Source organism: Halorhabdus utahensis DSM 12940, assembly GCF_000023945.1.
Classification (GTDB): Archaea; Halobacteriota; Halobacteria; order Halobacteriales; family Haloarculaceae; genus Halorhabdus; species Halorhabdus utahensis.
Genome location: NC_013158.1, coordinates 545,014 through 571,906, shown reverse-complemented (window position 1 = coordinate 571,906; position 26,893 = coordinate 545,014). Strand labels below are relative to the sequence as shown.

The following is a 26,893-nucleotide window of genomic DNA, read 5'->3' as shown; positions in this document are numbered from 1 at the left end:
AGGCTGATCGTCGCCAGCCTGCGTCAGTCTGTTTCTCCCTGCTCATCAACGTCGTCCGGAACCGGCCAGGAGACACCCTCGACGAACGGGACGCCGATCTTCTGTGCCGACCGGGAGATCATGTGTGCGCCGGTCGGGGCCGTCAGAAACAGGAAGACGATCCCGACCAGCGAGATCAGTCCTGCCCCACGCGGGCCGAAGTAGACGAACCCGGCGAGAAACAGCGAGGCAGCGCCGAGTGTCGTCGCCTTGCTCGTCGCGTGCAACCGGTTGTACACGTTCGGGAGCCGGAGCAGGCCGATCGTCCCGATGAGGAGGAAAAACGTCCCTGTCACGACCAGTACGCCGACGACGACGGCCTGCAGTGTCTGGAGCAGCGTCATTGGATGATGTCCCCCTCTGTGATGAAGCGAGCGACGGTGATCGTGCTGATGAACCCGATGATGGCGAGCACGAGGCCAACTGTGACAAACAGTCCCGTATCGGTCGTGAGCGCAAACAGGACCGCGATGGCGACGACGTTCGTCCCGATCGTATCCAGGGCGACGACGCGGTCCGGGACGGTCGGCCCGCGGATGACGCGGTAGGCTGCCAGGAGGGTCACTGCGCTCGCGATGATCAGGGCTGCATCGAGTATTGTGGCGAGCAACGCTGGGAATTCACTTGCCATCGGATTCACCTCCGTCTGTGTCTCCATTCGGAGTCTCTTCAGTATCTGCGTCCGGATCCGGGACTGGATCGGTCGGTGACCGCTCCTCGTCGAAGATCCGAAGCGCGTACCCTTCCCACTGGCGGATCGGGGCGACCACGAGATCGCGTTCGCGGCCGGCGATCGCGTGGACGTACAGCGAGTTTCGATCCCCGTCGTAGTCCATCGTGAGCGTCCCCGGGGTCAGTGAGATGCTGTTTGCGATCGTCGTGATCGCGGCGTCGGACTCGACACGGAGCGGGATCTCGATCACGGCCGGCTCGATCGGCATCGACGGGGCGAGTACCCGATAGGCCACGTCGACGTTCGCGGTGATGAGTTCCGTCAGGAACAGGACGAGATAGATTACCGTCGCCGGAATCGACCGGAGCAATCCGCCGATTGCGATCTTGCTCGCGTAGAACCGACGGAAGAGGTACGCGATCGGCATCCCGACGGCGAGGCCGGAGAGCGCCGCGCCGGCGAGTGGCATGGGGGCTGGTTCGACGCCGTTGACGAACAGCCACAGGACTGCAAGCGCTGCGCCGATGACGGGCCAGCGTCTCATTGTCCCACCTCCGGACCCACGGCATCAACGTAGCCGGCGTGGTCCATGGCCGCGTTCGCGGCTGTCTCCGCCACTCGATAGACCGGATCGAACCCGACGCCCAGTACGACGACCAGCAGCGAGAACCCGGCGACGATCGCGACGAGCGTCGTCGGCCGATAGGCGTGGGCGACTGGCTCGGTCTGGCTCCCCCAGAACACCTGACTCCAGGCACGGGACATGTAGATGATCGTCAGGATCGCTCCGAGGAGTGCGGCCCCGAGTGCGAGTTCGGCGAACGGAACGCCCGCTTCGAGTGCCCGGCCAGCCGAATCGAACACGAGGAGTTTTCCGAAGAACCCGGTCAACGGCGGGATGCCGATCATCGCGAGTGCGCCCAGGAAGAACGACCCGGCGAGAATCGGCCGCCGAGAGGCGAGGCCACCCACCGCACTGAACCGGGTTGAGCCGACGCTCTCCTGGATCACCCCGCTGATCAGGAACAGCAGCGACTTCGCGATCGCGTGGTTCAGCGAGTAGACGAGCACGGCGATCAGCGAGACTATCCTGATTGGTCCGTCAGTCCCCGCGGCGAGCGCGATGGCGAGGACGATGAACCCGACCTGCCCGATGCTCGAATACGCGAGGACGCCATCGAGGTCATTGCGTGAGACGGCACCGAGCCCCCCGACGAAGATACTCCCGACGGCCATGATGAACAGGACGGGACCCAGGAAGTCGCTGAAGGCCGACCCCGAGAGCCCGAGTCCGAGCGCGCTGTCGAGGCTGGCACCGCCCAGCACGGTAAACACCAGCCGAACGATCGCGTAGACGCCGACCTTCTTCGTGACGCCGGCGAGCATGGCCGAGATCGGAGCCGGTGCGGCCTTGTAGGCGGCCGGCACCCAGAACTGGAACGGAACGATGCCGGCCTTGAGCGCGAAGACCGCGAGCAGGATCGCACTCAACCCCAGTACTGGCGCGGGATCGATGCCGTACTGACTCGCGTGGGTGAGGCGGCGTGACATATCCGCCATGTTGAGTGTCCCCGTCGTCGCGTAGAGCCCGCCAATCGACACCAGCATGAGCGCACTGCCCAGGAGGTTGAGCACCGTGTACTGCAGCGCCGCGCGGGTGTGCTCGCTGCGTCCGTAGAAGACGACGAGGACGTAACTCGGCATGAGCATGACCTCGAACCACACGAAGAGGTTGAAGATGTCGCCGGTCAGGAACGCTCCGGTGACACCCGTCAGCATGAAGTGAAATAGCGAATGGTAGGCGACGCGCTGGCCGTACTCGGTGACGTACCGTGCTGAGAACACCAGCGCAGCGACCGAGACGATCGCCGCGAGCACGAGCATGAACGCCGAGAGTGCGTCGGCCACCAGCGAGATGCCGAAGGGCGCTCCCCAGTCCGACAGCTGATAGGTCAGCGTCGTCGTCTCCCCGCTTGCTCCGGTGAGCACGCCGATCGAAAAGACCCGACTGGCGATGGCCCCGACAGCCAGAACGTAGCCACCGATGCCCAGCAGACTGATCGCGCGCTGGAGTCTGCCGTAGCGTCTCGTCAACAGCGTCAGAATCGCCGTTACCAGCGTGATCACGAGCGGTGCCACGACGACGTGTGCAAGCGCCATTATTCACTCACCTCCGAGAGATCGATCGTCCCATGTTCCTCATAGACTCTGAGCGTCAACACGAGCGCGAAGGCGGTCGTCCCGAAGCCGATGACGATCGCCGTCAGGACGAGGGCCTGGACCAGCGGGTCCGTCGGCGTTCCGTGACCGCCACCGCCGTGGCTCACGATCGGGACGCTGCCACGGAGGCCGCCCATCGTCACCAGGTAGACGTTCGCCGCCTGGCTGATGATCGAGACGCCCCAGACGACCCGGACGACGTCGCGCCGGAGGATCAGGAACGTCCCCAGCGCGAACAGGAGGCCGAGCACGACGGCCAGAATGATCTGTGGCTCGCCACCGCTCGTCGCCCCGCCGGATGCTGAAAGCAGTGTCTCGATCATTCGTTACCCACCACCGCGAGGATCGTGAGGAGGCCACCGACGACCACGACGTAGACGCCCAGGTCGAAGACGAGCGCGCTTGCGATCTCGACCTCGCCGTAGATTGGGAGGTGTTCGAGGAAGACCACGGCCTGTGTGAGGAATGGATATCCCAACGCCATCGCGGCCACGCCGCCACCGGCCGCAATAATCAGCCCGATCGTGAACACCTCGCCGAACTCCTTGGTGATCGACGCGGAACTTTCAGAGCCAGTGTCACCGACGTCCAGCGGGAACGACCGCGGCAGTATCGTCCCCGACAACAGGTTGTCCTCGACGTAATGCAACCCGTAGATGATGTACACGAGCGCGATCCCCGTCGTCGTCAACACGCCCGCGATGAAGCCACCACCGGGCTGGTTGTGTCCCTGGAGCAGGAGCGCGATCGCCACCAGCAGGATGATCGGGACGACGATGCGGACGACCGTCCGTGCGATGACTGTCGTATCCCCGTCGGTCACCTGCGGGACTGCTGTCTCCGCATCGGTCGTTGTCGGGGTCGACTCACCACTCATTGTGTCTCACCTCGTTGCCGCATCGCGATCATCGTAATGATCGAGAGCGCAGCCATGGCGACGACGGATATTTCCCCCATCGTATCGAAGGCCCGGAAGTCGACGAGGATGACGTTCACGATGTTGCTTCCGCCACCCCACTCGAGCAACCACTGGCCGTGCTCTGTGGGGACCCCACCGCGTTCGAGGAAGTACGTGTAGATCGGCTTCCCCGGCGTTGCGGCCGTCGAGACGAGCACCGTCAGGAAGACAGTCACGCCGACGACCCCCGAGATGATGGTGTCCGTGACTATCTGGCGGCGTTTCAGATCGCCGTAGAACGCCGGCAACTTGTTCAACACGAGCAGGAACAGGACGAGCACGAGCGTCTCGATGACGAGCTGAGTCAGCGCCAGATCCGGCGCGTTCGCCAGGATGTAGAAGATGGCGACCATGAACCCGAGGATCGACAGCGTCAGGACGCCGGCGACATGTGAGGGTGCGATCGTCACGGCCAGTGCCGCCACGACGGCGACGCCAAGCACGATGACGATCGGGGCAGCCAGCGTGATCGAGGACAGCGCCGGCAGGACGATCCCGGCAGCGACGTAGCCACCGACCGCCAGTGCGGCGACGCCGAGCATGAGCCAGCTCGCGTACGTCCGAATCCGCCCGGTATGGATGCGCTCGGTGACGACCGTCGTTTGATCGAGCCAGCCGACGAGCCCGTCGTAGTACCAGTTCGGCGACAGCGGCTTGATCGACGCCAGCCGATCGACCACGGCCGCGAGCCGATCGTAGTAGGGATAGGCGACCACGCCGACTCCGATCGTGACCGCACTCATGCCCGCGGCCGGCGTGAGTGAGGTGGGAAGATAGTACCCGAAGTGTGGATCCTCGACACCGGCGGCCACGATGACCCGTTCGACGAAATCTTCGAGCGGATCAAAGTGCATGCCGAGTGTCCCACCGATACCGCCGAGGCCGATCACACCCGCCAGCGTGGCGAGGATGACCGGCGGCGCGAGCATCGGCAGGGGCGGCGAGTGGACGTGCTCGAGGGCGTCCGGCCGGTCGCCGAAGAACAGCGAGAGGAACTTGATCGAATACAGGAACGTGAAGATACTCCCGAAGACCGCGACGACCGGAAGTAGCCACCACAGCCCACCTGCGTGCTCGGCGGCGTGGAAGGTCGCCTCGAACAGCAGTTCCTTGGAGTAGAAACCGTTGAACGGCGGGAGGCCGGCCATGCCGAGGGCCGCCACGACGGCCACGGCGGCGGTGATCGGGAGGTCACGCCAGAGGCCGCCGAGTTCCGACAGCAGCCGACTGCCGGCCTCGTGGGCGACGATCCCCGCGACGAGGAACAGCGCCGCCTTGAACAGCGCGTGATTCAGGATGTGGAACGCGCCTGTCTCTGCACCGTATTTGTACTGTATGCCGAACCCGGCGACGATCAGCCCGAGATGCGAGGCCGTCGAATACGCGAGCAGTTCCTTGATATCGTCGGCTTTGATCGCGAGCATCGCGCCGACGGTCATCGTCAGCAGGCCGAGGCCGGCAAACAGGAGTTCCCACTCGGTCGAGCCAAGCAGCGGCCGGAACCGGCCGATGAGATACACGCCGGCTTTGACCATCGTCGCCGAGTGGAGAAAGGCCGAGACCGGTGTCGGGGCCTCCATGGCGTTGGGCAGCCAGATGTGCAGCGGCACCTGCGCGGATTTGGCCGCGGCACCGACCGCGAGCAGCGCCAGAACTGGCACGAACAGTCCCGCCGACCGAAGTCTCTCCCGCATCGCCCCGGCGTTTTCGATCATCGAGCCCTCGCCGGCCAGCCGGAACGTCGCCGTCCCCATGACGTCTGCTGAGACGGTATGCAACAGGAGGAAGGCGATGAGCAAGAACAGCCCGCCGGCGACCGTGATGATCATTGCCTTCCGGGCGGCGTATTGGGAGTCTGGATCGTCCTGGTAGTGGCCGATCAGGATGAACGACGAGACGCTCGTGAGTTCCCAGAAGACGAACAGCGCGAGGAGGTCGGCGGCGAAGGCGACCCCGAGCATCGCGCCCATGAACACGAGCAACGTCGTGTAGAACTTCGCTTTCCCCGGTTCGTCGTGCATGTATCCGCCCGAATAGGTGAAAATCAGGATACCGATCCCGCTGACGACGAACCCGAGCAACAGCGAGAGGCCATCGACGTACAGTGCGAGCGAAACGTCAAGCGATGGGATCCACGGTATCGAGACGACCCCCTCAGCCCCGTACTGGGTGCCGATCAGCCCGAAGGCGAGTGCTGCGACCGCCGCTCCGAAGTAGGCGACGCGCTCGCCAACCAGGCGATAGACCAGCGGCGCGACCGCTGCGGCCAGAAACGGCAACGCCAGCACGACGAGGAGGACGCTCTGACTCGGTGATTGCACACCTCACAGTTCCTGTGAGGGGCGACTTAACCCTTCTCAAATACCCCGACTGCACCCGTCGAGCCTACCGTTCACCCACGCTAGTGAGACGCCAGTGGCTCTGCCTGTGGCTGGCACAGAGCAACGGGTTTAACTCAGTGTTCGACACATTCACCCACGATGGATGGGTCCCGTGTGGCTGTCGTCGCGAGTCTGACGGTGATCGTCGGTATCTCGGTACTTTCGGGTCCGCTCGTTGGCGTCGACTTCACGGCCTCGCCGGCGGCATCGGTCGGACCGGATCTCGGCGAGGGAGCGATCGACGCAACCGTCGAGACGCTGCCCGATACCGGTTCACTCGAGAAAGGCGGGTTCGGTGCGGACGCGTACGCCCTGTCGATCCCACCGGCGACGCTCGACGTCGAGGCCGTCAGCGGCCAGCCTTTGGTCGTCTATACGCTTGAGGTCCCGGAACTCGGTCTCACTCACTCCGCGACGTACTTTCTTTCGCCTTCGAATACAGGTTCTGTGACAATGACGATCGATTCGCATTCGCTGGCCCCCGATCGGATCGGCGCTGACTCCTACCGTGGTGTCCTCGACGTTTCGGTCCGGATCGGCGAGTCGGTCCGGGTTCTCGATCGCCACAATGTCTCTATCGAGGTGGTCCGATGACCAGTGACGGAACGTCACTCCGACTCTTCGACCGGAACCAACCGTGGGGACGGCGGTACCGACGCCTCGCTCACGCCGGCCGACGACTGGAACGCGGGGTCTTTGGCGATCGGTGGGGGCTGTTCGTCTTTTTGCTCGCGCTCGTCGTGAGCGGACTCATCTGGCGGGTCGGCATTTTCATCACGGACAGCTATACCGTTGGCAACGCCTTCGTGGCCCTGACGGAGGGGCACCTCGACGTCAGGCGAATAGTCTACGGCGAGAGCCTGGCGACGCCCGGAATGCACGTCGTCAACGGACAGCTCTATGGACGCAACTTCGGGCAACTCGTCCTCTCACTGCCGGCCTACTGGTTACTATCCGGGCTCTCGATGCTCGTCGATCCTCGCATCCTGCTCGCCGCGCTGTGGTCCCTTTCCGTGTTAGGACTGGGTTCGGTCCTCGGATCGCTGGTCCAGCGCGAGCGCATGTTCACGGTCGCTGGAAGCCTTCTCGCGACCGGATCGTTCCTGGCGAACGTGGCCATCGCCACTGATTTCGATACCGTCTATCTCCCGTTTGCGGCGCTGCAGCTGACGGGCATTATCGCCGGCGGACTGGTCGGTGTTGTCCTGTATCGGCTTTGCAGGCGGTTGCAAACGGCCCGGGTCGGCGTCGCGGCGGGGATCCTCGGCGTCCTCGGCACGCCTGTCTTGCTGTGGGCTCCGATCCCCAAGCGCCACGTCTTCACCACACTGTTTCCACTCGCCGCCGTCACGACGCTCGCCCTCTCTCGGGCGGGCGGTCCGTCCCCGAAACGATCGGACGCTCGAAAGCGCTGGACACACGCGCTCGCCTACGGATTCGTCGGCGCGACCGCCTGGATCCACGCCGCCGAGGGACTGCTGTTGTTTCTCGTACTCCTCTTCACCGATCTGTTGACGGGCGAGACCGCGTGGCGACCTGGCCGGACGACCGCGGCGATCCTGCTGGTCCTCGGGCTTTCGCTCGTCCCGCTTGCGGCGACGAACGCTGCCATCAGCGGTGATCCGTTCGAACCGCCGCGGGAACTGCCAAATTACCATGGACAGGAACTCGTGAACGCCGACCCGTCGGCGGATGCCGGCGGTTCATCGGGGCCGGGAGATGCTTCCGACGGTGATCGACCCGCTGGCTCCACTGACGACGGTCCACCGGAGTCTCCTGACTCCCTCTTCCCGGATGTCGTCGGGCTCGTCGTCGGCGCGGGCGCGGCCGTGTCGGCGACGCTTCAGTCTGTATTCGACTCGCTCGAACGACTCGGTTCGGAACTTTCCGAGGGCATAATGACGGCAGTGACAGAACCGGTCCGAGTGTATCAGACGTTCCTCAGAAGTGGGTATCTGGCTGGCGTGGCAGGAGAGGACGGCACGGCGGCGATTAGCCTCACGGTATTGGAGTCGATGCCGTTGCTCGGCGGATTGCTTGCATTGCCGGTCGCAGCGACCCAGCGATTCTTGAATCGGACGTCGTCTTTCACGTCTTGGCTTCGTCGACCCGTTGGGACCGCCGATATCGGACTCGGAGCGTACGCCATCGCCCTCACGTTGCTGTACCTCCCGCGTCTTCCGTTGCACGCCCAGTTGACTGTCCGGTATCTGCTCCCGGTGTTCCCGATCGGGCTGTATTTTTGCCTCCGGAGTCCCAGCATTCGACGACCCATCGAGGCACACGCGCCCTCACTGTGGTGGGGGTATACGGTTGGCCTGTTCATCGGTGGCCAGGTCCTGGTGATCGCAGTCGTCGCCCTCACGTCGACGTTCGGGGAGGCCGTCCAGTTACACGCGGTGATCGCGCTCGGACTCGCCGGCGCGCTTGCGGTGACCGCTGTTTCGAGTGCCGTCTTCGAGAACCTCTCCGTCGGTCGTTCGCTCGCTGTCATGCTCGGACTCACCGCAGCGGCGACGACCGCCTTCGTCGTCCTCGTGAGCATCGGCTATACGGACGCCATCGGGACCTATCCGAACGGTGGTGATCACGCCGTGCCGTTCGTGCGTCTCCTTGCCGATGCCGTGACGCTCGCGTGATCGAATCAGTGTAGCTTTTAATCGCGGGGGCAGTACCGCGGGCATGGACCGGCTCAAACAGTCGTTGCTCGACGCCCCAGTCATCGAGAAGGAGGAGTATCAGTACTTCGTCCACCCGATCAGCGACGGCGTCCCGATGCTCCGCCCCGAACTCCTTCGTGAGATCGTCATCCGGATCATCCGGAAGGCAGAACTCGAGGACGTCGACAAGATCGTCACGCCCGCGGCGATGGGCATCCACATTTCGACGGCTGTCTCGTTGATGACCGATATCCCACTCGTGGTCATCCGCAAGCGTCAGTACGGACTCGAGGGCGAAGTCTCGCTGCAGCAGGTCACGGGCTACTCCGAGAGCGAGATGTACGTCAACGACGTCTACGAGGGCGATAAGGTGCTCGTCCTCGACGACGTGCTCTCGACGGGCGGGACGCTGGCTGGCATCACCGGCGCGCTCGAAGAGATCGGCGCGGAAATCGTCGATATCGTCGCGGTCATCAAGAAAGTCGGCGGCGAGAACAAGATCGATGACTCCGATTTCGACGTCAAGACACTGATCAACGTCGACGTCGAGGACATGGAAGTCATCATCGTCGACGAACAGGGCGACGGGTAGCGACGCTCGGTCACAGCTCTTTTTCGATGGCGTATCCCCACTTCTCGAAGCCGCGCTTGCCGTAATATTCGTGGACTTCCTCGCCGTCGAGTGGCGACGCCAGCGCGACGCTCTCACAGTCGTGTTCGATAGCCCAGGATTCGACGTGTTCGAGTAGCGCTGTCCCGATGCCCTCCCCGCGTCGTGGCTCATCCACGACGAAATCGTACAACCAGACGTGGTGCTGATGGTGCAGGAAATCGTCGATCCGAACGCCAGCCACGCCGAGAAGTGTGGAGTCCTCGAACGCACCAAACAGGTAGTAGTCGTCTTCGGCCGTCCACGTCAGGATTTCCTCACGGTCGCGATCTGTCCAGAGCTGCTTGAGGATGGGGGCCGCATCTTCGCGGTCGGATTCGTCGATCAGCTCCCGGATTTCCATCGATCACAGACCCACTGTGAAGGAAAATAAAACCGACGATCACGCCGCCTTCGACTATCCTTTCTTGAAGCCGACCAGGAAGCCACCGGTGAAACCGGCACCGATCGGCAGCGTCGAGAGGGCGCTCATCACCCACGACGGGGGCTGGGCGGTTGCAGCACCACCGGCTGTCGAGTTGTTGACCATCCCGGTGGCGTTGGTCGCGACGCCGGTTGCATTTTCCGCTGCGCCGGAGATCGCATCCCAGTTCACTTCCAGAATTCCCCTGGTCTCGAGGAACTTGAACAGCGCAAGTTCCAGCCCGATGATGATTGCGATGAGTTTCGCGATCTTCTTGGCCGCAAACCCGATCACGCCGCCGATCACCGCGCCACCACCCACTTCCAGTCCCAGCTGTTGTGGGCTGTCCAGCCCGAGCTGTAGCGGATTGAATTCTACCATATATTGAGCCTCACCGCCATCGGTTAAGACTCTTGTGGCGGCCCCCCGGGATCACTGTACTCGCGTGCCGTCGACTGATTTTGCCTCGAGGAGTTCCTTGTAGCGATTCCGGATCGTGACCTCTGAGATGTCTGCCACCTCCGAAATCTCACCCTGGGTCACTCGTTCGTTGCTCAAGAGGGCTGCTGCATAGATCGCGGCGGCGGCGATCCCGACGGGACTCTTCCCGCTGAGAACCCCCTCTTTTCGGGCTGAATCGACGAGTTCGCGGGCTCGCCGGGATACTTCTTCGTTCAGTTCGAGGTCGGAGACGAACCGTGGGACGTAGCTCTCGGGATCGGCTGGCTGTACTTCCAGGTTCAGTTCGCGGACGACGTATCGATACGTCCGCGTGAGTTCCATCCGGCCGATCCGGGAGACGCGCTCGATTTCGTCGAGACTGCGGGGGTTGCCGGCCTGGCGGGCGGCCGCATAGAGCGATGCGGTGGCGACGCCCTCGATGGAGCGTCCGGGGAGGAGGTTCTCGTCCAGCGCACGGCGATAGATGACGCTGGCGGTCTCCCGAACGTTTTCGGGGAGACCAAGCGCGCTTGCCATGCGGTCGATCTCGCCGAGGGCTTGCTTGAGATTGCGTTCCTTTGAATCGCGGGTTCGGAAGCGCTCGTTCCAGGTGCGCAACCGCTGCATCTTCTCGCGCTGGCGGCTGGAGAGGGAGTTGCCGTAGGCGTCCTTGTCCTGCCAGCCGATGTTGGTCGAGAGTCCCTTGTCGTGCATCATGTTCGTCGTCGGGGCACCGACACGGGACTTCTGGTCCTTCTCGGCGGCGTCGAACGCGCGCCACTCGGGGCCAGGATCGATCTCGTCCTCCTCGACGACGAGGCCACACTCACCACACACCGTCTCGCCGCGCTCGGAATCCGTTACCAGGCCGCCACCGCACTCCGGACAGACGTCCGTCTTTGTTTCCTCGTGCTCGACTTTTTCGTCAGTCTTGCGTTCGCTAGTTCGCTCTGTTGGTCGTGACCGGGTTGATGTTTCACTCATGATGGGGGGTTTCGGGTAACAGCGGGAGACAAAATATTAAAGCGCTGGATTACCCGTTGTGATATAAAGTAAGTGATGTGAATATTTAAATCTTTGCCTAAGTCTTATATATGCCGCGTCTCCATGGCAGGAATTTGCATACCAGTATCCATCCCGAAATCCCCCCGAATGCACCTACCATCTATAACCCACCTCAGCCTGATATACCTCGGCCGACGTCATCGGCAGTAATGCTCGTTGATCGAAAACTTAGACGGTGAAGAGGTGTCCATCCGTGGGGACGTCGAACAGCCCCACCCGAGCACCGGCGTCGAGCCAGGCGTGGCCGTAGGAGAACGCTGCAAGTGCGTTGACCAGATCATCATCGTCACGAAAGTGACGGCCGTCTTCGAGATACGACTGGGCCATCTCTTCGAACTCCGCGGCTGCCTCCCCAAGGGGCGTCCCCTCGGGTGGACGAACCGTGGCTGCCTCGAGGGCTTCGGTCAGCAATCGCTCGTAGCGGTCGGTCTTCTCGGCAAGGTCGGCTGGCATGGGTCGCTGTTCACGGGGTTGGCTCCTCAGTCTGTCGACTGTATCGACGCTGATTCAGTCTGTCGGCTGCCCGTCCACCGCGGCCTGCGTGTAATCCTGCACTCTAAGGCTCCCGTGCGGAGACTCCTCGGCAAACACCTGCGCCGAAAATCGCTTGACTGTCGTGTTCTCGCGTTGCCAGCCATCAGGTGACAATCCGGCCTTCCTCGCGGTCTCCTGGAGGAATTTCTCTGCACTCCAGTCCCGATCGGCGGCGACCTGCGGGAGCAGGAGTCCGCGCTGTCGGCCCGTCGCGATGATCAAGCCGTCACGACCGACGACGATGTCCGCCGGATCAATGTCCGGAAGCGCTTCCGGCGGTGTCAACACGCTAACGGAGACCGTGATCGTCTCGAGTTCATCCGGCGAAACCGGGGGAAACCGTGGGTCCGCCGTCGCCGCCTCGGTCGCGGCAGCGTTCAGGGTCGCTTCCAGCGGTTGGTCGGGTCGCGGACGGCCGATACAGCCCCGCAGTTCGCCGTCGCTCTTCAGGGTGACGAACGTCCCCCGTTTCTCTGAGAGGACTGGTAGATCGGGAGCCGGCGGCGGGGACCCATCTGTGACGACAGCCGCCACGACCGCTCGGGCGTATTCAAGGAGTTGCTTCCCGGCTTCGGTGTCGAGACAGCCGTCTTTCTCACCCGTTGCCATCGAATTGGTGTTAGGCTTCCGTGTTCCTACGCCCCGGGCCCCAACATTGTGGGCCTTTAGACGAGCCAGTGCGGCGGGATGCCCCGGCCGAAGGCCTCAACCGGACCACTCGGCGTCCGACAGTGTCCGCTGGACGGCTTGCTCGCCGACGGCCGCGGCAAGCGTCTGGAACCCGCCGCGTTCGCGTCGATCGTCGGCGTCGGCCACGAGTCGCGAGACGATGAACTCCGGTGTCGAGCGCCCGACCGTGCCAAACCGGGGCTGATAGTCGACTTCGAGTTCGAGATCCGTCGTCAACCCTTCGGCGAAGATGCCGTCAGTTCGGGCTGCCGATGGGAGCGGTTCCAGGTCGTCAGCCAGGTGGGTGACGAACACGCCAAGCGCCGGCTGGTCGACCGTCAGCGTGACCAGGCCGTGAAGGAGATCGGCGGCGCTGCCGGGTTCGGTGATCGCCTCGAACTCGTCGACAAGCATCAGGGTTCGTCCCTCGTCAGTCAGGGGCGGGACGACTGTCCGGAGTGTCGATTCGAGCACGCCCGCGTTGAAACTCGCGTGTCGGCGGTGGAAGACCACGGCGTCGACGACCCCCACTTCGGCGGCATCCGCTGGCACGGGCAGCCCCATCTGGGCGAGCAACTGCACCTGCGCGAGCGTCTCCAGCAGCGTCGTCTTCCCGCCGCTGTTGGCTCCTGTCAGGACGGCGACGCGGTCGCCCCGTGGCGGTTCGTTCGCGCCGGCCACCGACAGCGAGTGGTCGCCGATCCCGTAGGTGACCGGCTGGACGGCGACATCTCCACCCATCAGTTCGAGGTTGCGAGCGTTCTCGACGGCTAGCACCCGTCCCTCACGATAGGTCGGCGCGGTGAGATCGAACGCACGAGCGAACCGGGCCAGCGAGACGTCTCGGGCAATCTCGTCGACGACGTCGACAGCGGCGTCGACGTCCTCGCGGGCGAGTTCCAGGCTCGTTTCGAGGCGCTCGCGGACGTCCGCCTCGCGTTCCTCGACGGCGTCACGTCGATCCGCGGCGAGGCCGCGAAGCGTCTCCGAAACGAAGTCGGTCACGTCCGGGGCGTCGGTGACCATCGCCTCCCTGACGGCCCCGACATCGACGCCGGCTTCGCTGACGACGTGGTCGACGAATCGCTCGCGGAACTCGTCGCCACCCCGGACGCCAGCGTCGCGGATCGTGGCGATCACCGACTCGGCGTCGGCGGCCATATCCTCGATCGCCCCGAGCTGCGTCCTCAGATCGTCGAGACGGTCGTCAGCCCCGGCCGCGACGCCGTCCGCCGAGAGCGCGGCGAGCGCGTCGGCCGCGGCGTCGAGCTGTTCGACCTCGAGGTCTGCGAGCGGCGCGAACACACCGTCGGTGACACCGGTCTCCCGCAATGCCAGTGCGGTCCGGACGCCGGCGAGATCACCGCCTTCGACGCTGTCGTAGGCGTCGAACGCCTCGATGACGCCCTCCCGAGTCGACTCGTCGAGTGCGTTCCAGACGGCCACGGCGTCCATGACGGTTTCGAGGCGTGATTCCATGGCGGACCGGGAATCGAGCGGCGTGAGGAGTCGGATGCTGTCGGCGGCGTGGCGGGTCACGGCGTAATCACTCGCCAGGTCCAGCACCGACTTGTACACGGATCGGGCGTCGCGGGTCGCCAGCACGTCCATCGCCCCGCCCTGGGCCCGGCGAAGGATCCGTGTCGCTCGGCCGCGACTCAATCCGGCCTCGGTCAACGCCCGAAGATCGCCGGATTCGATCGCGGCGATGGCAGTTTCGATGCCCAGCGACTCGGCGAGGAGATCACGGGTCTTCGGCCCGACGCCCCAGTAGTCCTCTACGTCCATGGTCGCATGCTCTCCCGGGTGTCCTTAAGGTGTTACCCTCCCGACGGTGCGCAGACGCGGGTCAGCCGGCAGGATGAAATACCTCGCCTGAGAATCACAGCCGATGAGTGCGCCCGACGAAGGGTCCTGTCCACGATGCGAAACGCCGCTCGCGGGTGCGGATGAATGTCCAGAGTGTGGACTCACGATCCGGACGGCCGAGGACGGACTCACCTCGGAGGCAGCCGATGCGATCGTCGAGCGAACGCTGTCGAACGCATCGGCACGTCAACCGTCCGGCCGGACGCTTCCATATCCACTCAGGCTGGCATCGGCGCTCGCGATCAGCATCCCGTTTGCCCCGCTGTCGGCGTTTGCCCTGACGAGTCTCGTTCCCGCCCATCCGATCATCGTCATTCTTGTCGGCATGCTTTCCTGGATGGCACCCGCTGCCGTGCTGGCCCGGACGCCTGTCCCGTCGCTGATCGTCGGCAGAGGCCTGGTGGTTCTGGGTGCGGTTGTCGCGGCGACGCCGCTGGTGGTCGCCGGTGGCCGGATGCTGGTCGGGAGCGCCGCGGCCACGAACCCACCGATCGATGGGAGCCAGGCCATCTACGGGTCGTTTCTCCTCTTCGGATTATTGATTCTGATCGCCGGAATGACCGTCTCGCGGGTCGCTGACCGGAAACGCGACGCCTGGCAGGACGCCAGTCCTCGTCGCCGCGAGTGATCTCCCGTCAAGAGCGGGCACTCCTCTCACTCCCAGAACGACCGCGTCCGGGCGTACTCGCGTTCCCGGGCGAGGATATCCCGGTAGAAATCGTCCTCGTTCTCCCGGAGTTTGTTGATGATGCGGGCCGCGTTCGTCGGCCCGACGCCGCGCCCTGCCAGCGCGATGATGGCCTGTTTGCCGTGGCTCTGGACGAGATCCGCGGCCTGGTAGCCGCGTTTCGTCCGTCGTTCCTGCTCGTCATCTTTCTCGTCGGTCTTGACTGCCGTGACGGTCTCCTCGTCCCAGGGGTTCAATGCCGCGATCCGGGTCGAGCCACACTCCGGGCATTTCGGCTGGTCGCGCACTCGCTTGACCGGTTTGGTGGTTTTGTAGGACTCACAGTGAACGCAGAACAGGATGACGCGGTCCTCCTGGATCCGGTCTTTCAGCGTCTGGATCACGCTCGCGTCGGCGTTCTCGGGGGCGAGGAGTTCCTTGCTGCCCGAGCGGCCGCCGCGACCGATCGCCGTCCGGCCGCCGACAGTCTCGACAACGATGTCGCCCGACTGGATCTCCCGAAGTAACTCGCTCGCCCGGTCGATGTCGAGTTTCTCGTGGATCAACTCCCGGAGAGCTTCGTCGTAGATCGGCGTCCCCTCGAGTGCTTCGAGCAGCCGATCCCGTCCGAAGCGGTTGCTCCCTCGCCCACGCCAGTTCTTGAGCGCGCCGAACTTGGTGGCGACCTGCGCGAGTCGGAACTTCAGCGCGCCGGCGTTCTTCAGACTGAGTTCGATCAACCCCTCGACGTGAGCGGGATCGGTCGATTCGAGTACGTCGACGACGTCGCCGGCGGTGACGTTGCGTGGCACCTCCAGGGAAATCCGGTACGGGTCGACGTCGAGGCCGACCGACGAGCCCGTACGCTGGCCGAGCAGTGCCGAGAGGAGTCGACCGAGTGTCTCGTTGACCTTGTGGCCGAAGGCAGCATTAAGCACGACGTCCCGCCCCTCGAACTCGACGACGATCCGATTCGGGCCGGGCACCGGTCCCTCGTGATATTCGATCTGTTCGAGCGCGGAGCGGATCGTCGCCTCGGCGGCATCATATCTGCCAGCAAGGTGCCGGGCGACGCTTTCGGGCTCGCCCCCAGCCCGGAGTTGCTCGGCCGCGACCCCCCGGAGCTCGGCGACTTCCTGCGCTACGTCGTAGGGCACCGGGATCTCCTGGCCGGTCCAGGAGGGAACTTCGCCGGCCGGGTCGCCGACCGGCGTGACGTGGACCGTCTCCTCGTCCTCGTCGATCTCGGTGATCCGCCACATCTCGCCGGCCTGGATGAACACCTCCCCCGGCGCGGCGAAGTTGACGACGAAGCGTTCGTCCAGCGTCCCGACCTGCCGGCCGCTCGTGCCGTCGGCGACGTCGTAGGTCGCCTCGTCGGGGATCATCGAGAGGTTGTGATAGAAGTATTGCCAGGTCCCCCGGCGTTTCGAGAGCTCGTCGTCGTCTTCCTCGAGCCAAATGACGCGATTGTCGGCGAGTTCACGCACGATCTCCCGGAAGACAGCTTCGGAAATATCGCCAAAGGGGTACGCCCGCGTGACGATCTCGTAGGCGCGGCGGGCGTCGACCTCTCCCAGGTCCATGACGACGCCCGCGATCTGATTGGCCACGGTGTCCCGACTCCCGTGGTGGATCGCTGCCGGTTCGACCTCGCCGGCCCGGGCCATTCGCGCAATGGCGAGCGCCTCGAAGGTCTCGTCGGGGCTCGTCGTGACGATCGTCCCTGCGGACGTTCGATCCCGGCGATGGCCCGCCCGCCCGATGCGCTGGAGCAACCGGGAGACCTGCCGGGGGCTGTTGTACTGGACGACGTGATCGACACGCCCGACGTCGATCCCGAGCTCCATCGAGGAGGTACACAGCAACGCGTCCAGGTCGCCCGCCTTGAACGCGTCCTCGACCTCGACGCGAGTGTCCGAGGCCAGCGACCCGTGGTGGATGCCAACGTCCGTGCCGTATTCCTTGAGTCGCGAGCCCAGCGCTTCGGCCGTCTGTCGGGTGTTGACAAACACCAGCGTCGACTCGTGGGTTTCGATCAGTTCGTCGATCTGCCTGACGTGACTGGCGACCTCGGCATCGGTGACGATCTCGCCGGCGACGTTCTCGTCGCGCTCTTCGATCGAAGGGCGGACGACGTCGATCTCGATGTCGCTGCCGGCGTCGATCTCGACGATCGAACATCCCCGATCGCCCGTGAGAAACCGCCCGACTTCCGCGGGATCGCCGACGGTCGCCGAAAGCCCGATCCGCTGGAACGGGCCGGCGAGGTCCCGGAGCCGTTCGAGGCCGACGGTCAACTGCGCGCCGCGTTTTGCGGCCGCGAGTTCGTGGACCTCGTCGACGACGACGTGGGCGACGTCTGCGAGTCCCTCCCGAAGCTTCTCACCGGTCAGGATCGCCTGCACGGTCTCGGGCGTGGTGACCAGAACGTCCGGCGGATCCTCGGCCTGTTGCTGGCGACGATACTGGGTCGTGTCGCCGTGGCGGACGTCGATCTCGAGGTCAAGTGTCTCACCCCACCACTCCAGGCGATCCCGCATGTCGCGATTGAGTGCCCGCAGCGGCGTGACGTACAGCGCGGCGATGCCGTCGGGTGGATCGCCTTCGATCGCGTCGAAGACCGGGAGCATCGCAGTCTCGGTCTTGCCGCTGCCGGTCGGGGCGATCACCAGCGCGTCCTCACCGTCGGCGATCGGCGGGATCGCGCGACGCTGTGGCTCGGTGGGCGTCGTAAAGCCGCGGTCGGACAGTGCCGACCGGACGGCGTCGCCGAGGTGGGCGAAGACGGCGTCACCCTCGCGCGTCGCCTCGCTCATTATCGCCGTATTGGGTGTTGAACCGATTAAACGCACTGGAAGGTGTGTCCACAGCCCCCGTCCCTCGGGAGACGGCGCTTTTTCCGCTCCATCCGGGGACACGTTCTTGCCCCCGAGACTCCTTGCGGGCGTATGTACCTCGCCGACGCCGCGTGGCCGGATCTTTCGTCGTACTTCGAGTCGGAGTCGATCGCGCTGATCCCGCTGGGGTCGACCGAGCAACACGGCCCACATCTGCCGGAGGGGACTGACCACCTCATCGCCGAGGCGTTCGCCACGGAGGCCGCCGACCGGACTGGATTCCTGCGGACGCCACCAGTCCGGATCGGCGTGAGTCCCCATCATCAGCAGTTCCCGGGGACGATGTCCGTCGATCCGCCCGCGTTCCGAGACTACGTCGAGAGCTTCACCCGAAGTCTCACCAACCACGGCATCGATCGGGTGATCTACGTCAACGCCCACGGCGGCAACATAACCCATCTCAGAGAGGTCGGTCGGCGACTCCGCGAGGACGGGACCGTCTTCGCTGTCGAGTGGATGTGGGACGAGAGCATTCCCGAGCAGGTGAACGATGTCTTCGACCACAATGGCCCCCACGGCGGCCCCAAGGAGACCGCACTCATCCAGCACCTTCACCCCGATCTCGTCCACGAGGGCCGCCTCGAAGACGCACGTGACGGCGGTCGCGTCGAGGTAAGCCAGGACGTGGGCCGCGTCCACGGCGCTCGCACGTTCTACGATTCGATCGAGAACAGCGAGAACGGGGTTTTCGGGGACCAAACTGAGGCGACCGCCGAGATCGGTGCGGAGCTGTTCGACGCGGCCAGCGACGAACTCGTCGCACTCGCCGAGTGGCTGGACGAACAGCCCTTCGAGGACCTCATGCCGCGCGAGCACGTATCGACCAGATCGTAGGCGGCGACCATCTCGATCGAGGTATGCTGCCGTCTGATACGATATGCTACCCCAGATACCAGTATCGACTGCAGAAACTCGTCTTTCGGAAATCTGCATTTCTGAAATCTAGATTTCGGAAAAATAGATTTCTTTACCGACTTCCGCACCTGGTGGTTTGATACCAATACACGCGAAACGTTCAGACGATGGTCGATCCGTCAACCGCGCCGCTGGTCGAGGTGATCGGTCACCTCGCGCTGGCGTTCGAGGTCGGTGCACTCGTCGGCTTGGAGCGGGGCAAAGCGAGTCCGGAGAGACCTTCGCCGGCAGTCGAACGTTCCCGCTGATCGCGCTACACGGTAGGCTCGTGGCGGCGCTGCTGGTCGCCATCCTCGGCGCGATGACGATGCACTCCGCCCGAAGTGCGACCGTCGTGATCGTCGTCGGGTTCGTCTCCTCGACAGCGACGACAGGTACGTCTAGATCTGATCGTACGGCCCGAGTCGCGTCCCATCCAGTAAATAGGCCGTGCCGTCAGCGAGCCCCTCGGGTAAAAAGGGGGAGAGGAACGACTGCCCCGCGACGTTGATCCAGGTGCCGCCCGAGAGGTCGTTGAACGCCGGGAAGACGACGAGTTCGCCGTCGACTTGCAGACGCGTGTCGTCGTCGTGCTCCCGAAAAGGGACGGGATCGATCGCTCCGCGGAGCCAGACGCGTTCCTTCCGTCGGCCGCCGACCTCGTCCTCCAGCCGGACGACGGGGTGTTCGTGGCCGATGCAGACCGTCTCGGCGGCGAGGACGTCCGGTGCGGGCCAGGTGTGGCCGTGGGCGAACCCGACTGATCCCAGGCGCACGCCCGATCCGTCAGTGATCGCCACGCCCTCGCGGTCGGCAAGCAGCGACTCGATCTCGCCGTCGTGGTTGCCCTTCACGAGCGTGAGCGGGACGCGCTCGGTGATTTCCGAGACGAGACGGTCAATCTCCTCGCGCTCGTCTCGCTGAGGCGTCCCGATGGCATGACCCAGGTCGCCCAGGACAATCAACCGGTCCGGATCCGTCTCGGCTACCAGCGAGAGCACGTTCTCGCGCCGCTGGTCGGCCCCGGACGCGAGCTCGACACCTTCCTTTCGCAATCCGGCCTCGATGCCCGCATGAACGTCCGCGACGACCAGGGCGCGTCCATCCGGAACCTCGACGGTCGCTGCAGGTGCGCCGGGGACCGGTTCGACCGCCATCAGATCGACTTGAGCCGGCCGTCGCTGGGTTCGTAACACCGGCCGTTCATCAGCGCATCCTGAATCGCGTCCTCGACATCGGCCGCATCGACGCCGTGGGCGTCCTGGACGCGCTCGATGACCGCCTCACGGTCGGCCCCGTCACCGTCGTCGAGCGTCGCCATCGCCTCCATCGCCGCGTCTTCGAGATCGATGTCCTCCGGCTCAGCCGCGGATTCGTCTGCTCCACTCGCCAGCTCTTCGGATCCCGGTTCCTCGGCAGCCGGTTCCGGCTCGCCTTCGGTCGTCGTATCCGTTTTCTCGGCTGCAGGAGCCGCTTCGTCGGCCGTCTCTTCGGTTGCAGGAGTCCCCTCGTCGTCCCCAGCCGTCTCCGGTTCGATCGGTTCGTCGGGCGTCTCGATACCGGCTTCGCCCGGCTCGTCGACCTCCGCGCCGGACGTGAACTCGGTCCCGAACTCGTCTTTGATCTGCTCACGCTCGTCCTCGTCGAGTTCGAATTCGCCATCGAAGTCTTCGAGGTCGGCCGTGTCCTCACTCGGATCGTCGGTGGGGGTATCCGTCTCTGCCGCTTGGGTGTCCGTATCCGTTTCGCTCCTTTCCTCACTCGTCTCGGTCGCAGATTCGGCTTCAGGGGTTTCGTCGCTGTCGAATCCATCGCCTTCGGCCGCGTCGCTCTCCCCGGACACGTCAGCCGTGGACGCAGACGCGCTCTCTTCAGACGCCGCCCCTGCGTCACTGTCCGCGGTCGTCGAAGCGGTGTCATCGGCCGATGGCGACGCGTCAGCTGTCGACGCCGATGTATCGACTGTCGATGTCGTCTCCCCGGTCGATGGCGTCTCCTCGTTCTCCGTCGCCGGACTCTCCCCCTGTTCGGCCGTCCCGACAGTCTCCCCCGCCGGTTCGCCGATCGACGCGGTCTCAGCAAGCGCGTCCAGATCAGCGTCGCCGCCCTGATCTGGAGACAGCGACAGGGATTCGACCTCGCTACGCTCGCCCGCGACGACTTCCAGTGCCGACGTGGCCAGCGTTCGCATCGCCGCCAGGTACCCCGGTGTCGTCCCGTAGTGGTCCAGCGCCAGCGGGATCCCGGCCGCCAGCCCTGGTTCGACACCTCGTTCGTCGAGTGCCGCCCGGAGTTCGTCGCCGCGGACGTCGAGTTCCATCGCCGTCGCCATCGTCCCGACGCGTTCGAGCGTCGCCTCGGCGGCCCCGACCGTCCAGCGGTCGCGAGTCACCTCGTCGACCTCGTTGAGACTCTCCGGACGGATCGAAGTGTAGACGACGTCGCTATCGTCGGGCTGGAAGGTCCGGGCCTTGCCCGTCACGGCGACGTAGGCCGGCGGTTCGGCGCGTTCGAGGAACGTCTGGGCGTCGGGCTGGTACTGGCCGGCGTAGACGACGAAGGTTCCGGTCGGGTCTGCGATCCGCGCCCGGAGGACGTCCTCACCGGCCGGGCTGACCTCCGTCAGGACGCCCACGGCGAACAGGCGATTGACGCGCGCGCCGGTCGGCGTCACGACGTAGTTGGGCGCACGGTCGGCGTCGCTCTCGGAGTAATCGAAGTCGCTGTCGTCGAACTCGGCAGCGAACACCCGATAGGCGACCTCGCGACGGCCTGGACTGTCGTCCCCGCCGTCGTCAGCATCGCCGTCTCCGTTCTCGGCGCTCATGGTTCCACCTCCGCGAGCACCTCGCGGGCACGCGCTGCTGGGTCGTCTCTGCGGGACTCGAACTCGGTGGCGTTGAGCGTCGCGCCGAAGTCATCAACGCTCAGCGATCCGCGGACGCGGAACGCTCGCCCGACGATGGCCTCGCGGATCGCGTCGGTCACCACGTCCCGATCCATCGCGTCGCGAGCGTGGTCTCGAGCGTCCTCGAGCCCGCCGCCGTAGACCTCGGCGGTCAGTTCCTCGTCGAGGACGGCGGTGACGGTTCCCGTCCCGTCGTCGAGGATCGCCTTCGTCCGGAGGTCGTCCTCACCCTCGACCGCGCCGTGGCTCCGACACTGGCCGTTCTGGACGACCCGACCGCACTCGGGGCAGCGCTCGATGAGTCCCGAGCCGTCCCGGACTGCGATTGCGGTCCCGGTCACTTCCACGTCGAACAGCCCGCCGCCCTCGACAGCCTCGCGGATGGCCATTCGGGGGGCGTCGTCGGTCGCCTCGACCGTCCGATCGAGTGCGGTGACGGTCGAGAACTCCGAGACGTTGATCGCCGGCGCGCCGCGGAACTCCCTGACGAAGGCGTCCTCGATCCGGATCGACGCGCCTTCCTCGATCCCGGCGTGTGGATCCCAGTCGGTGAAGGGGAGTCGGGCAGTCTCATCGGCGAGCACGCCGCTCAGGATCTCGGTCTCGCCGTCGCGGCCGTCGATGATCTTCTGCTCGCGTTCGAGGACCTGCACCTCGGCGTTGACGCCCCGGTCTCCCGGTGCGAGTGCCGCGAGCCTGCGATCGCCGCCGATATCGTAGGGGACGTCGATCGCGTCGTCGCTGAGACGGACCGTGGTGCGCTCGCCGAGGTTCAACTCGGGCTCGCCGTCCCACTCGCGGACGCCAGCGTTCTCGATTCGGACGACGTCACCGGGCTCGACGCCGAAGTCCTCCCAGGCAGTGTAGGAGATCTTTCCCGTTTCGTCGGCGAACTCGCCCTCGTGGATGACGTGATCGGACCCCTGGTACCGGATCGAGCGTGTCCCGACCGTCAGGAAGACGCCGGTCACGGAGACGGCGTCGTCGCCAGTCGAGACCTCGGCGACGTCTGCCTCGGGGATCGACCCGCCGCTGTCGTCGGTGTCGCCGTACTTCCGACGGAGGCTCTGTACTGCTTCCTCCAGCGGGACGCTGTAGGAGACGAGGTTCTGTAGGTCTTCTTTGACCTCCGCTTTGTCAACACCGAGGTCGGAGGCAAGCTCCTCGGCTTTGTCTTCGACGGACATGGTCGTCCGTTCGACCGCAGCGGGTAAAAAGACACCCGTCGGTTGCCGTCACCACGTTCAGCCTAGCCCGGCGAAAGTGGCTTTTTGCTCCCGCGAGAAGCCCCCACGATGCACGTCGTCGTCAACGCCGCGATGAGCGCGGACGGCAAACTCTCGACGCACGACCGGGAGCAGGTCGCGATCAGCGGCGAGGCGGACTTCGACCGCGTCGACGGACTCCGGGCCGACAGCGATGCCGTCATGGTCGGCGTCGGGACCGTCCTCGCTGACGATCCCTCGCTCACGGTCGACGACCCCGATCGAATCGCTCAACGGGGTGATCGTGGCGATCCACCCCAGCCCGCTCGCGTCGTCGCTGATTCCCGCGCCCGGACACCACCCGACGCTCAGATTCTCGACGACGAGGCCGAGACGTACTTGGTCGTTGGCGAACGCGCGGCGACGGAGAAGGTCGAGCGGCTCGAGTCCACGGGTGCGACAGTCATCGCCGCCGGTCACGATCGGGTCGACCTGTCTGCGGGACTCGACGCGCTCGAATCCCATGGGATCGACCGACTCATGGTCGAGGGTGGTGGCGAACTCATCTTCTCGTTGTTCGCGGACGATCTCGTCGACGAACTCTCGGTGTTCGTCGGCCCGATGCTCATCGGCGGGCGCGATGCACCGACGCTCGCCGATGGCGACGGGTTCCTCGAAGGGTTCCCGGTCCTCGATCTACGGGACGTCGAGCAAATGGACGGCGGCGTCCTGTTGCGGTGGGACGTCGCCTGAGAAGCTGTATTGTGTCTTCGGGGTAACTCAGTCGCTCAGTGGCTGTGTTCGATCAGATCCTCGTATCGCGTGTCGAAGCGTTCCTCGAAGCGATCCATCGTCGCGGCTTCGACCGCTTCGAGTTGCTCGTCCGGTTCGCCCTGGCTGTGATGGACGGCGGAGTGCATGCGCTGGGCGAACCCGAACATCGCGATGTCGGCGACGACGGTGGGCGTCGACTCGTCGCCCTCGGTCAGCAAGTCGATGAGTTCGACCGGAATCTCCATCTCGTCGGTCGCGTCGTCAGTTTCGAGCGTTACTGTCGTCGTCTCCAGATCTTCGGCTGCCATGGCCCTCCGTTCGGTGACCGGCCTTAAGCCTCTATCGGGACAGACGGGCGGCCACGCCGGTCTTGGCTGTTCAGATTCCCCAAAAACCCGGCCCAGCCTGCCCGCTGACGTGGATTTATCCACCCCCTTGCCGAACCTCATTGTATGCCAATCGATCCGGAGTTCGCCCAGAACCGCGACGTCGTCGACGAACACGAGGACCACGATGTCTGGGGCCCCGTCGAGGAACCAGAGACGCTCGGTATTCACGGGACCCACGTCGCCGTCGACTTCGACATCTGCCTGGCGGATGGCGCGTGTCTGGAGGACTGCCCGGTCGACGTCTTCGAGTGGGTCGAGACGCCCGGCCACCCCGAAAGCGAGCGCAAGGCTGATCCAGCGAACGAAACCCAGTGTATCGACTGTATGCTCTGTGTCGACGTCTGTCCGGTCGACGCCATCGACGTCAATCCCGCGCGTGCTGACGACTGAACCGAGCCCCACGTTTCGTTCTTGCCGCCCTGCTGAACGGAAACCGTTTTCCTGACCGCTCCCGCACGTCTCGACATGCGCGTCTCCGTCGTCATCTGTTTGCACACGCTCGACCGCTACGACGACTTCACGGAAGCGGTCGAGAGCGTCCGTGCCCAGACGTACGACGACGTCGAACTCGTCCTCGTCAGCGACGGTAGCGATGGGGTCTTCGAACAGTTCCGGACCGACTTCGGCGAGGACGACGACGCGACGCTCGTCAAACTTGCGGAGAATCGGGGGTTGCTCGAAGCTCGCAACGCCGGTGCCGAGGCAGCTTCGGGTGAGGTGGTTGCCTTTCTCGACGACGATGCGATCGCCGCGCCCGACTGGATCGATCGACTTGTCGAGGCCTACGAGGAGCGTGATTCGCTCGCGGTCGGGGGGAAGATGACGCCGGAGTGGGTGGCGGGCAAGCCTGACTTTCTGCCGGCGGAGTTCTACTGGCTCGTCGGCGTAACCCATCGCGGGTTCGGCCCCGGCGGCGATATGGATGCGGCTGGTGAAGTTCGGAACACGTTTGGGTCGAATATCTCCTTTCGGCGGGATGTGTTTCTGGAACTCGACGGGTTCGATACGAAGATTGGGGGGCGACAGGGCGACGCAAACCTCCAAGGGGGCGAGACAGAGCTATGTGCCCGGCTTCGCGAATCGTACGGCGAGGGCGTCTGGTACGTCCCCGACGCCGAGGTCGATCACAAGGTGTTCGCGTATCGGACCGGGCTGTGGTGGTTGCTCGACCGGGCGTTCTGGCAGGGGTATTCGAAACGGGCGATGGAAGTGCTGGTCGAGGACGACGGCGGCGAGGAGGGTGACTTCCTGGGACTGCTCCTTGGACGATTCGTTCCCGCTCGAGTCAGTCAGCTGATCCGGAGACCGTCTGTCCAGAGAGTTACCCAGCTCCTCACACTGGCCCTGTTCACCGGCGTCGTCGGGGCTGGTTACCTCTACGGATACACGCGATACTGAACGGACAGAGATATAATCGGCCCGCGTGAACTCCGGCGCATGTCCGACAGTGGTGTGTGCGTGGTCACGCATCCATTGAGTGCCGCCGGCGAGAACGCGACGCGGACGTTGCTGGACGTTCTCGCCACACTCGGGCCGGTGGCACTCGTCACTGCCGACCTCCCCGGGGATTCCTCGATCCGCGACGATCGTGAGGTGATCGAGCTGACTGAGAAGGGGGCCGGTGAGAGTGTGCTCGTTGCCGCGGTGCGGTTTCTGCTCAACCAGCTTCGGATGTGTGCGGCGATCCGTCGTCGTCCGGAAGATGTCGTGCTGTTCTTCGGCGCGACGTCGTATCTCATTCCAATCGCCTTCGCCCGCCTCATCGGGAAGACGGTTCTCGTCGAACCCCGCGGCGACGTTCCCTTGACCCTTCGGTTGAACTGGGAACAGCGCATGCCCGATCACCTCGCAGGGATCCTGGCCGGAAGCGTTCGACTGCTCGAGCGGGCGGGATTCGCCATCGCCCATCGAGTAGTCACGTATACCCCCAACATGGCCCGCGAGTTGGGGTTGGATCCCGACTCGCCCCGCGTCTATCCGCACGGTGCTCGATACGTCGATACGGCGGCGTTCAAGCCGGAGGTCCCCTTCGAGGAACGCGACGATGTCGTCGGGTTTGTGGGTCGTCTCGACGAGGAGAAGGGGATCCGCGAACTCGTCAGCGTTGCGAAACAGCTTCCCGGGGATGTGAGGTTCCGGTTCGTCGGGGATGGCCCGCTGTACGAGTGGGTCGCGTCCGAACTGGCAGAGGAAATCGAGGACGGCTCCGTCGAATTGGCCGGCTGGGTCGATCACGGGGACGTCCCCGCCGAGTTGAACCGGATGAAGCTGCTGGTGATGCCTTCCGAACCGACCGAAGGACTACCCACGACGATTCTCGAAGCGCTCGCCTGTGGAACCCCCGTGTACGCCTCGCCCGTTTCGGGAGTGCCGGACGTCGTCCTCGAGGGCGAAACCGGATTCCACATTGATTCGCGAGATCCGGACGTGCTTCGGAGTGCACTCGAGTCCATCCTGCTCCGGGAGGATCTCGTGGATATCAGCGACCGTGGACGGGACCTGATCGTGGAGGAATATCGCTTCGAGGCAGCCTGCAAGCGGTATCGAGCGCTTCTGGAGTCGGTCGTGTAGATT

Annotated in this window: 28 protein-coding genes; 10 read left to right on the top strand and 18 right to left on the bottom strand. The window is 64.7% G+C overall.

Going from position 1 to position 26,893, the window contains the following annotated elements:
- Nucleotides 1-23 precede the first annotated feature (23 nt).
- Genes mnhG through mbhE form a run of 7 tightly spaced genes read right to left on the bottom strand, consistent with a single transcriptional unit; the run spans nt 24 to nt 6,211 of the window.
- Entirely contained in the window at nt 24-383 is a 360-nt protein-coding gene (mnhG, locus tag HUTA_RS02785) for a monovalent cation/H(+) antiporter subunit G (protein ID WP_015788334.1), read from the bottom strand.
- A complete protein-coding gene (locus tag HUTA_RS02780; RefSeq protein ID WP_015788333.1) occupies nt 380-670 on the bottom strand; it encodes a monovalent cation/H+ antiporter complex subunit F in 291 nt (96 codons plus the stop codon). The genes mnhG and HUTA_RS02780 overlap by 4 nt, the downstream gene beginning before the upstream one ends.
- On the bottom strand, nt 660-1,256 hold the full coding sequence (locus HUTA_RS02775) for a Na+/H+ antiporter subunit E (RefSeq protein ID WP_015788332.1): 597 nt from the start codon (nt 1,254-1,256) through the stop codon (nt 660-662). Before HUTA_RS02775 ends, HUTA_RS02780 begins: the two co-directional genes overlap by 11 nt.
- Nucleotides 1,253-2,872: a Na+/H+ antiporter subunit D gene (locus HUTA_RS02770; protein WP_015788331.1), complete on the bottom strand. Its 1,620-nt coding sequence runs from the start codon at nt 2,870-2,872 to the stop codon at nt 1,253-1,255. Before HUTA_RS02770 ends, HUTA_RS02775 begins: the two co-directional genes overlap by 4 nt.
- Nucleotides 2,872-3,255: a sodium:proton antiporter gene (locus tag HUTA_RS02765; protein ID WP_015788330.1), complete on the bottom strand. Its 384-nt coding sequence runs from the start codon at nt 3,253-3,255 to the stop codon at nt 2,872-2,874. The genes HUTA_RS02770 and HUTA_RS02765 overlap by 1 nt, the downstream gene beginning before the upstream one ends.
- Nucleotides 3,252-3,809 carry an MnhB domain-containing protein gene (locus tag HUTA_RS02760; RefSeq protein WP_015788329.1) on the bottom strand — a complete coding sequence of 186 codons (558 nt, stop codon included), beginning with the start codon at nt 3,807-3,809 and terminating at the stop codon, nt 3,252-3,254. The genes HUTA_RS02765 and HUTA_RS02760 overlap by 4 nt, the downstream gene beginning before the upstream one ends.
- On the bottom strand, nt 3,806-6,211 hold the full coding sequence (gene mbhE, locus HUTA_RS02755; protein ID WP_015788328.1) for a hydrogen gas-evolving membrane-bound hydrogenase subunit E: 2,406 nt from the start codon (nt 6,209-6,211) through the stop codon (nt 3,806-3,808). Before mbhE ends, HUTA_RS02760 begins: the two co-directional genes overlap by 4 nt.
- Before the next feature lie 159 nt (nt 6,212-6,370).
- Between mbhE and HUTA_RS02750 the strand changes: the two genes are divergently transcribed.
- Genes HUTA_RS02750 through hpt form a run of 3 tightly spaced genes read left to right on the top strand, consistent with a single transcriptional unit; the run spans nt 6,371 to nt 9,523 of the window.
- Nucleotides 6,371-6,865: a hypothetical protein gene (locus tag HUTA_RS02750; protein ID WP_015788327.1), complete on the top strand. Its 495-nt coding sequence runs from the start codon at nt 6,371-6,373 to the stop codon at nt 6,863-6,865.
- The gene (locus tag HUTA_RS02745) at nt 6,862-8,910 is read left to right on the top strand and encodes a hypothetical protein (RefSeq protein WP_015788326.1); all 2,049 of its coding nucleotides are present in this window, start codon (nt 6,862-6,864) and stop codon (nt 8,908-8,910) included. Before HUTA_RS02750 ends, HUTA_RS02745 begins: the two co-directional genes overlap by 4 nt.
- Before the next feature lie 43 nt (nt 8,911-8,953).
- Nucleotides 8,954-9,523, top strand: a complete 570-nt coding sequence (gene hpt, locus HUTA_RS02740) for a hypoxanthine/guanine phosphoribosyltransferase (RefSeq protein WP_015788325.1) — start codon at nt 8,954-8,956, stop codon at nt 9,521-9,523.
- Between the two features lie 10 nt (nt 9,524-9,533).
- Here the strand turns inward: hpt and HUTA_RS02735 are convergent, their stop codons facing one another.
- The 6 genes from HUTA_RS02735 to HUTA_RS02710 all read right to left on the bottom strand — a co-directional run bounded on the left by HUTA_RS02735 (nt 9,534) and on the right by HUTA_RS02710 (nt 14,501).
- Complete coding sequence (locus tag HUTA_RS02735; RefSeq protein WP_015788324.1) at nt 9,534-9,944, bottom strand: GNAT family N-acetyltransferase; 411 nt, start codon at nt 9,942-9,944, stop codon at nt 9,534-9,536.
- Nucleotides 9,945-9,998: 54 nt separating this feature from the next.
- Nucleotides 9,999-10,385: an FUN14 domain-containing protein gene (locus HUTA_RS02730; protein WP_015788323.1), complete on the bottom strand. Its 387-nt coding sequence runs from the start codon at nt 10,383-10,385 to the stop codon at nt 9,999-10,001.
- Nucleotides 10,386-10,436: 51 nt separating this feature from the next.
- Nucleotides 10,437-11,429 carry a transcription initiation factor IIB gene (locus tag HUTA_RS02725; RefSeq protein ID WP_015788322.1) on the bottom strand — a complete coding sequence of 331 codons (993 nt, stop codon included), beginning with the start codon at nt 11,427-11,429 and terminating at the stop codon, nt 10,437-10,439.
- A 249-nt stretch (nt 11,430-11,678) separates the two neighbouring features.
- Nucleotides 11,679-11,963, bottom strand: a complete 285-nt coding sequence (locus HUTA_RS02720; protein WP_015788321.1) for a DUF357 domain-containing protein — start codon at nt 11,961-11,963, stop codon at nt 11,679-11,681.
- Between the two features lie 54 nt (nt 11,964-12,017).
- A complete protein-coding gene (gene amrA, locus HUTA_RS02715; protein ID WP_015788320.1) occupies nt 12,018-12,653 on the bottom strand; it encodes an AmmeMemoRadiSam system protein A in 636 nt (211 codons plus the stop codon).
- A 96-nt stretch (nt 12,654-12,749) separates the two neighbouring features.
- Nucleotides 12,750-14,501 (bottom strand): MutS-related protein, encoded by a 1,752-nt coding sequence (locus HUTA_RS02710; RefSeq protein WP_015788319.1) that lies wholly within the window; start codon nt 14,499-14,501, stop codon nt 12,750-12,752.
- 103 nt (nt 14,502-14,604) lie between these two features.
- On the opposite strand from HUTA_RS02710, the gene HUTA_RS02705 reads away from it, so the two are divergent.
- On the top strand, nt 14,605-15,210 hold the full coding sequence (locus HUTA_RS02705) for a hypothetical protein (protein ID WP_015788318.1): 606 nt from the start codon (nt 14,605-14,607) through the stop codon (nt 15,208-15,210).
- Nucleotides 15,211-15,236: 26 nt separating this feature from the next.
- Here the strand turns inward: HUTA_RS02705 and HUTA_RS02700 are convergent, their stop codons facing one another.
- Nucleotides 15,237-18,068: a DEAD/DEAH box helicase gene (locus HUTA_RS02700; protein ID WP_015788317.1), complete on the bottom strand. Its 2,832-nt coding sequence runs from the start codon at nt 18,066-18,068 to the stop codon at nt 15,237-15,239.
- A gap of 132 nt (nt 18,069-18,200) precedes the next feature.
- Between HUTA_RS02700 and HUTA_RS02695 the strand changes: the two genes are divergently transcribed.
- On the top strand, nt 18,201-18,983 hold the full coding sequence (locus HUTA_RS02695) for a creatininase family protein (protein ID WP_015788316.1): 783 nt from the start codon (nt 18,201-18,203) through the stop codon (nt 18,981-18,983).
- Nucleotides 18,984-19,171: 188 nt separating this feature from the next.
- On the top strand, nt 19,172-19,312 hold the full coding sequence (locus HUTA_RS15200) for a hypothetical protein (protein WP_015788315.1): 141 nt from the start codon (nt 19,172-19,174) through the stop codon (nt 19,310-19,312).
- A 132-nt stretch (nt 19,313-19,444) separates the two neighbouring features.
- Here the strand turns inward: HUTA_RS15200 and HUTA_RS02690 are convergent, their stop codons facing one another.
- Genes HUTA_RS02690 through HUTA_RS02680 form a run of 3 tightly spaced genes read right to left on the bottom strand, consistent with a single transcriptional unit; the run spans nt 19,445 to nt 23,138 of the window.
- Complete coding sequence (locus tag HUTA_RS02690; protein WP_015788314.1) at nt 19,445-20,200, bottom strand: metallophosphoesterase; 756 nt, start codon at nt 20,198-20,200, stop codon at nt 19,445-19,447.
- The gene (locus HUTA_RS02685; protein ID WP_015788313.1) at nt 20,200-21,870 is read right to left on the bottom strand and encodes a hypothetical protein; all 1,671 of its coding nucleotides are present in this window, start codon (nt 21,868-21,870) and stop codon (nt 20,200-20,202) included. The genes HUTA_RS02690 and HUTA_RS02685 overlap by 1 nt, the downstream gene beginning before the upstream one ends.
- The gene (locus HUTA_RS02680) at nt 21,867-23,138 is read right to left on the bottom strand and encodes a Single-stranded DNA binding protein (protein ID WP_015788312.1); all 1,272 of its coding nucleotides are present in this window, start codon (nt 23,136-23,138) and stop codon (nt 21,867-21,869) included. Before HUTA_RS02680 ends, HUTA_RS02685 begins: the two co-directional genes overlap by 4 nt.
- Nucleotides 23,139-23,246: 108 nt before the next feature.
- Between HUTA_RS02680 and HUTA_RS02675 the strand changes: the two genes are divergently transcribed.
- A complete protein-coding gene (locus HUTA_RS02675; protein ID WP_015788311.1) occupies nt 23,247-23,909 on the top strand; it encodes a 2,5-diamino-6-(ribosylamino)-4(3H)-pyrimidinone 5'-phosphate reductase in 663 nt (220 codons plus the stop codon).
- 35 nt (nt 23,910-23,944) lie between these two features.
- On the opposite strand, the gene HUTA_RS02670 is transcribed toward HUTA_RS02675, so the two are convergent.
- Nucleotides 23,945-24,238, bottom strand: coding sequence for a DUF7545 family protein (locus HUTA_RS02670; protein WP_049941163.1), 294 nt, complete (start codon nt 24,236-24,238; stop codon nt 23,945-23,947).
- Between the two features lie 144 nt (nt 24,239-24,382).
- Between HUTA_RS02670 and HUTA_RS02665 the strand changes: the two genes are divergently transcribed.
- The 3 genes from HUTA_RS02665 (at nt 24,383) to HUTA_RS15760 (ending at nt 26,890) form a co-directional block, all read left to right on the top strand.
- Nucleotides 24,383-24,709: a 4Fe-4S dicluster domain-containing protein gene (locus HUTA_RS02665; RefSeq protein WP_015788309.1), complete on the top strand. Its 327-nt coding sequence runs from the start codon at nt 24,383-24,385 to the stop codon at nt 24,707-24,709.
- Between the two features lie 75 nt (nt 24,710-24,784).
- Nucleotides 24,785-25,717 (top strand): glucosyl-dolichyl phosphate glucuronosyltransferase, encoded by a 933-nt coding sequence (gene aglG, locus HUTA_RS15765; RefSeq protein WP_015788308.1) that lies wholly within the window; start codon nt 24,785-24,787, stop codon nt 25,715-25,717.
- 39 nt (nt 25,718-25,756) lie between these two features.
- The gene (locus HUTA_RS15760; protein ID WP_015788307.1) at nt 25,757-26,890 is read left to right on the top strand and encodes a glycosyltransferase family 4 protein; all 1,134 of its coding nucleotides are present in this window, start codon (nt 25,757-25,759) and stop codon (nt 26,888-26,890) included.
- The last annotated feature ends 3 nt before the right edge of the window (nt 26,891-26,893 follow it).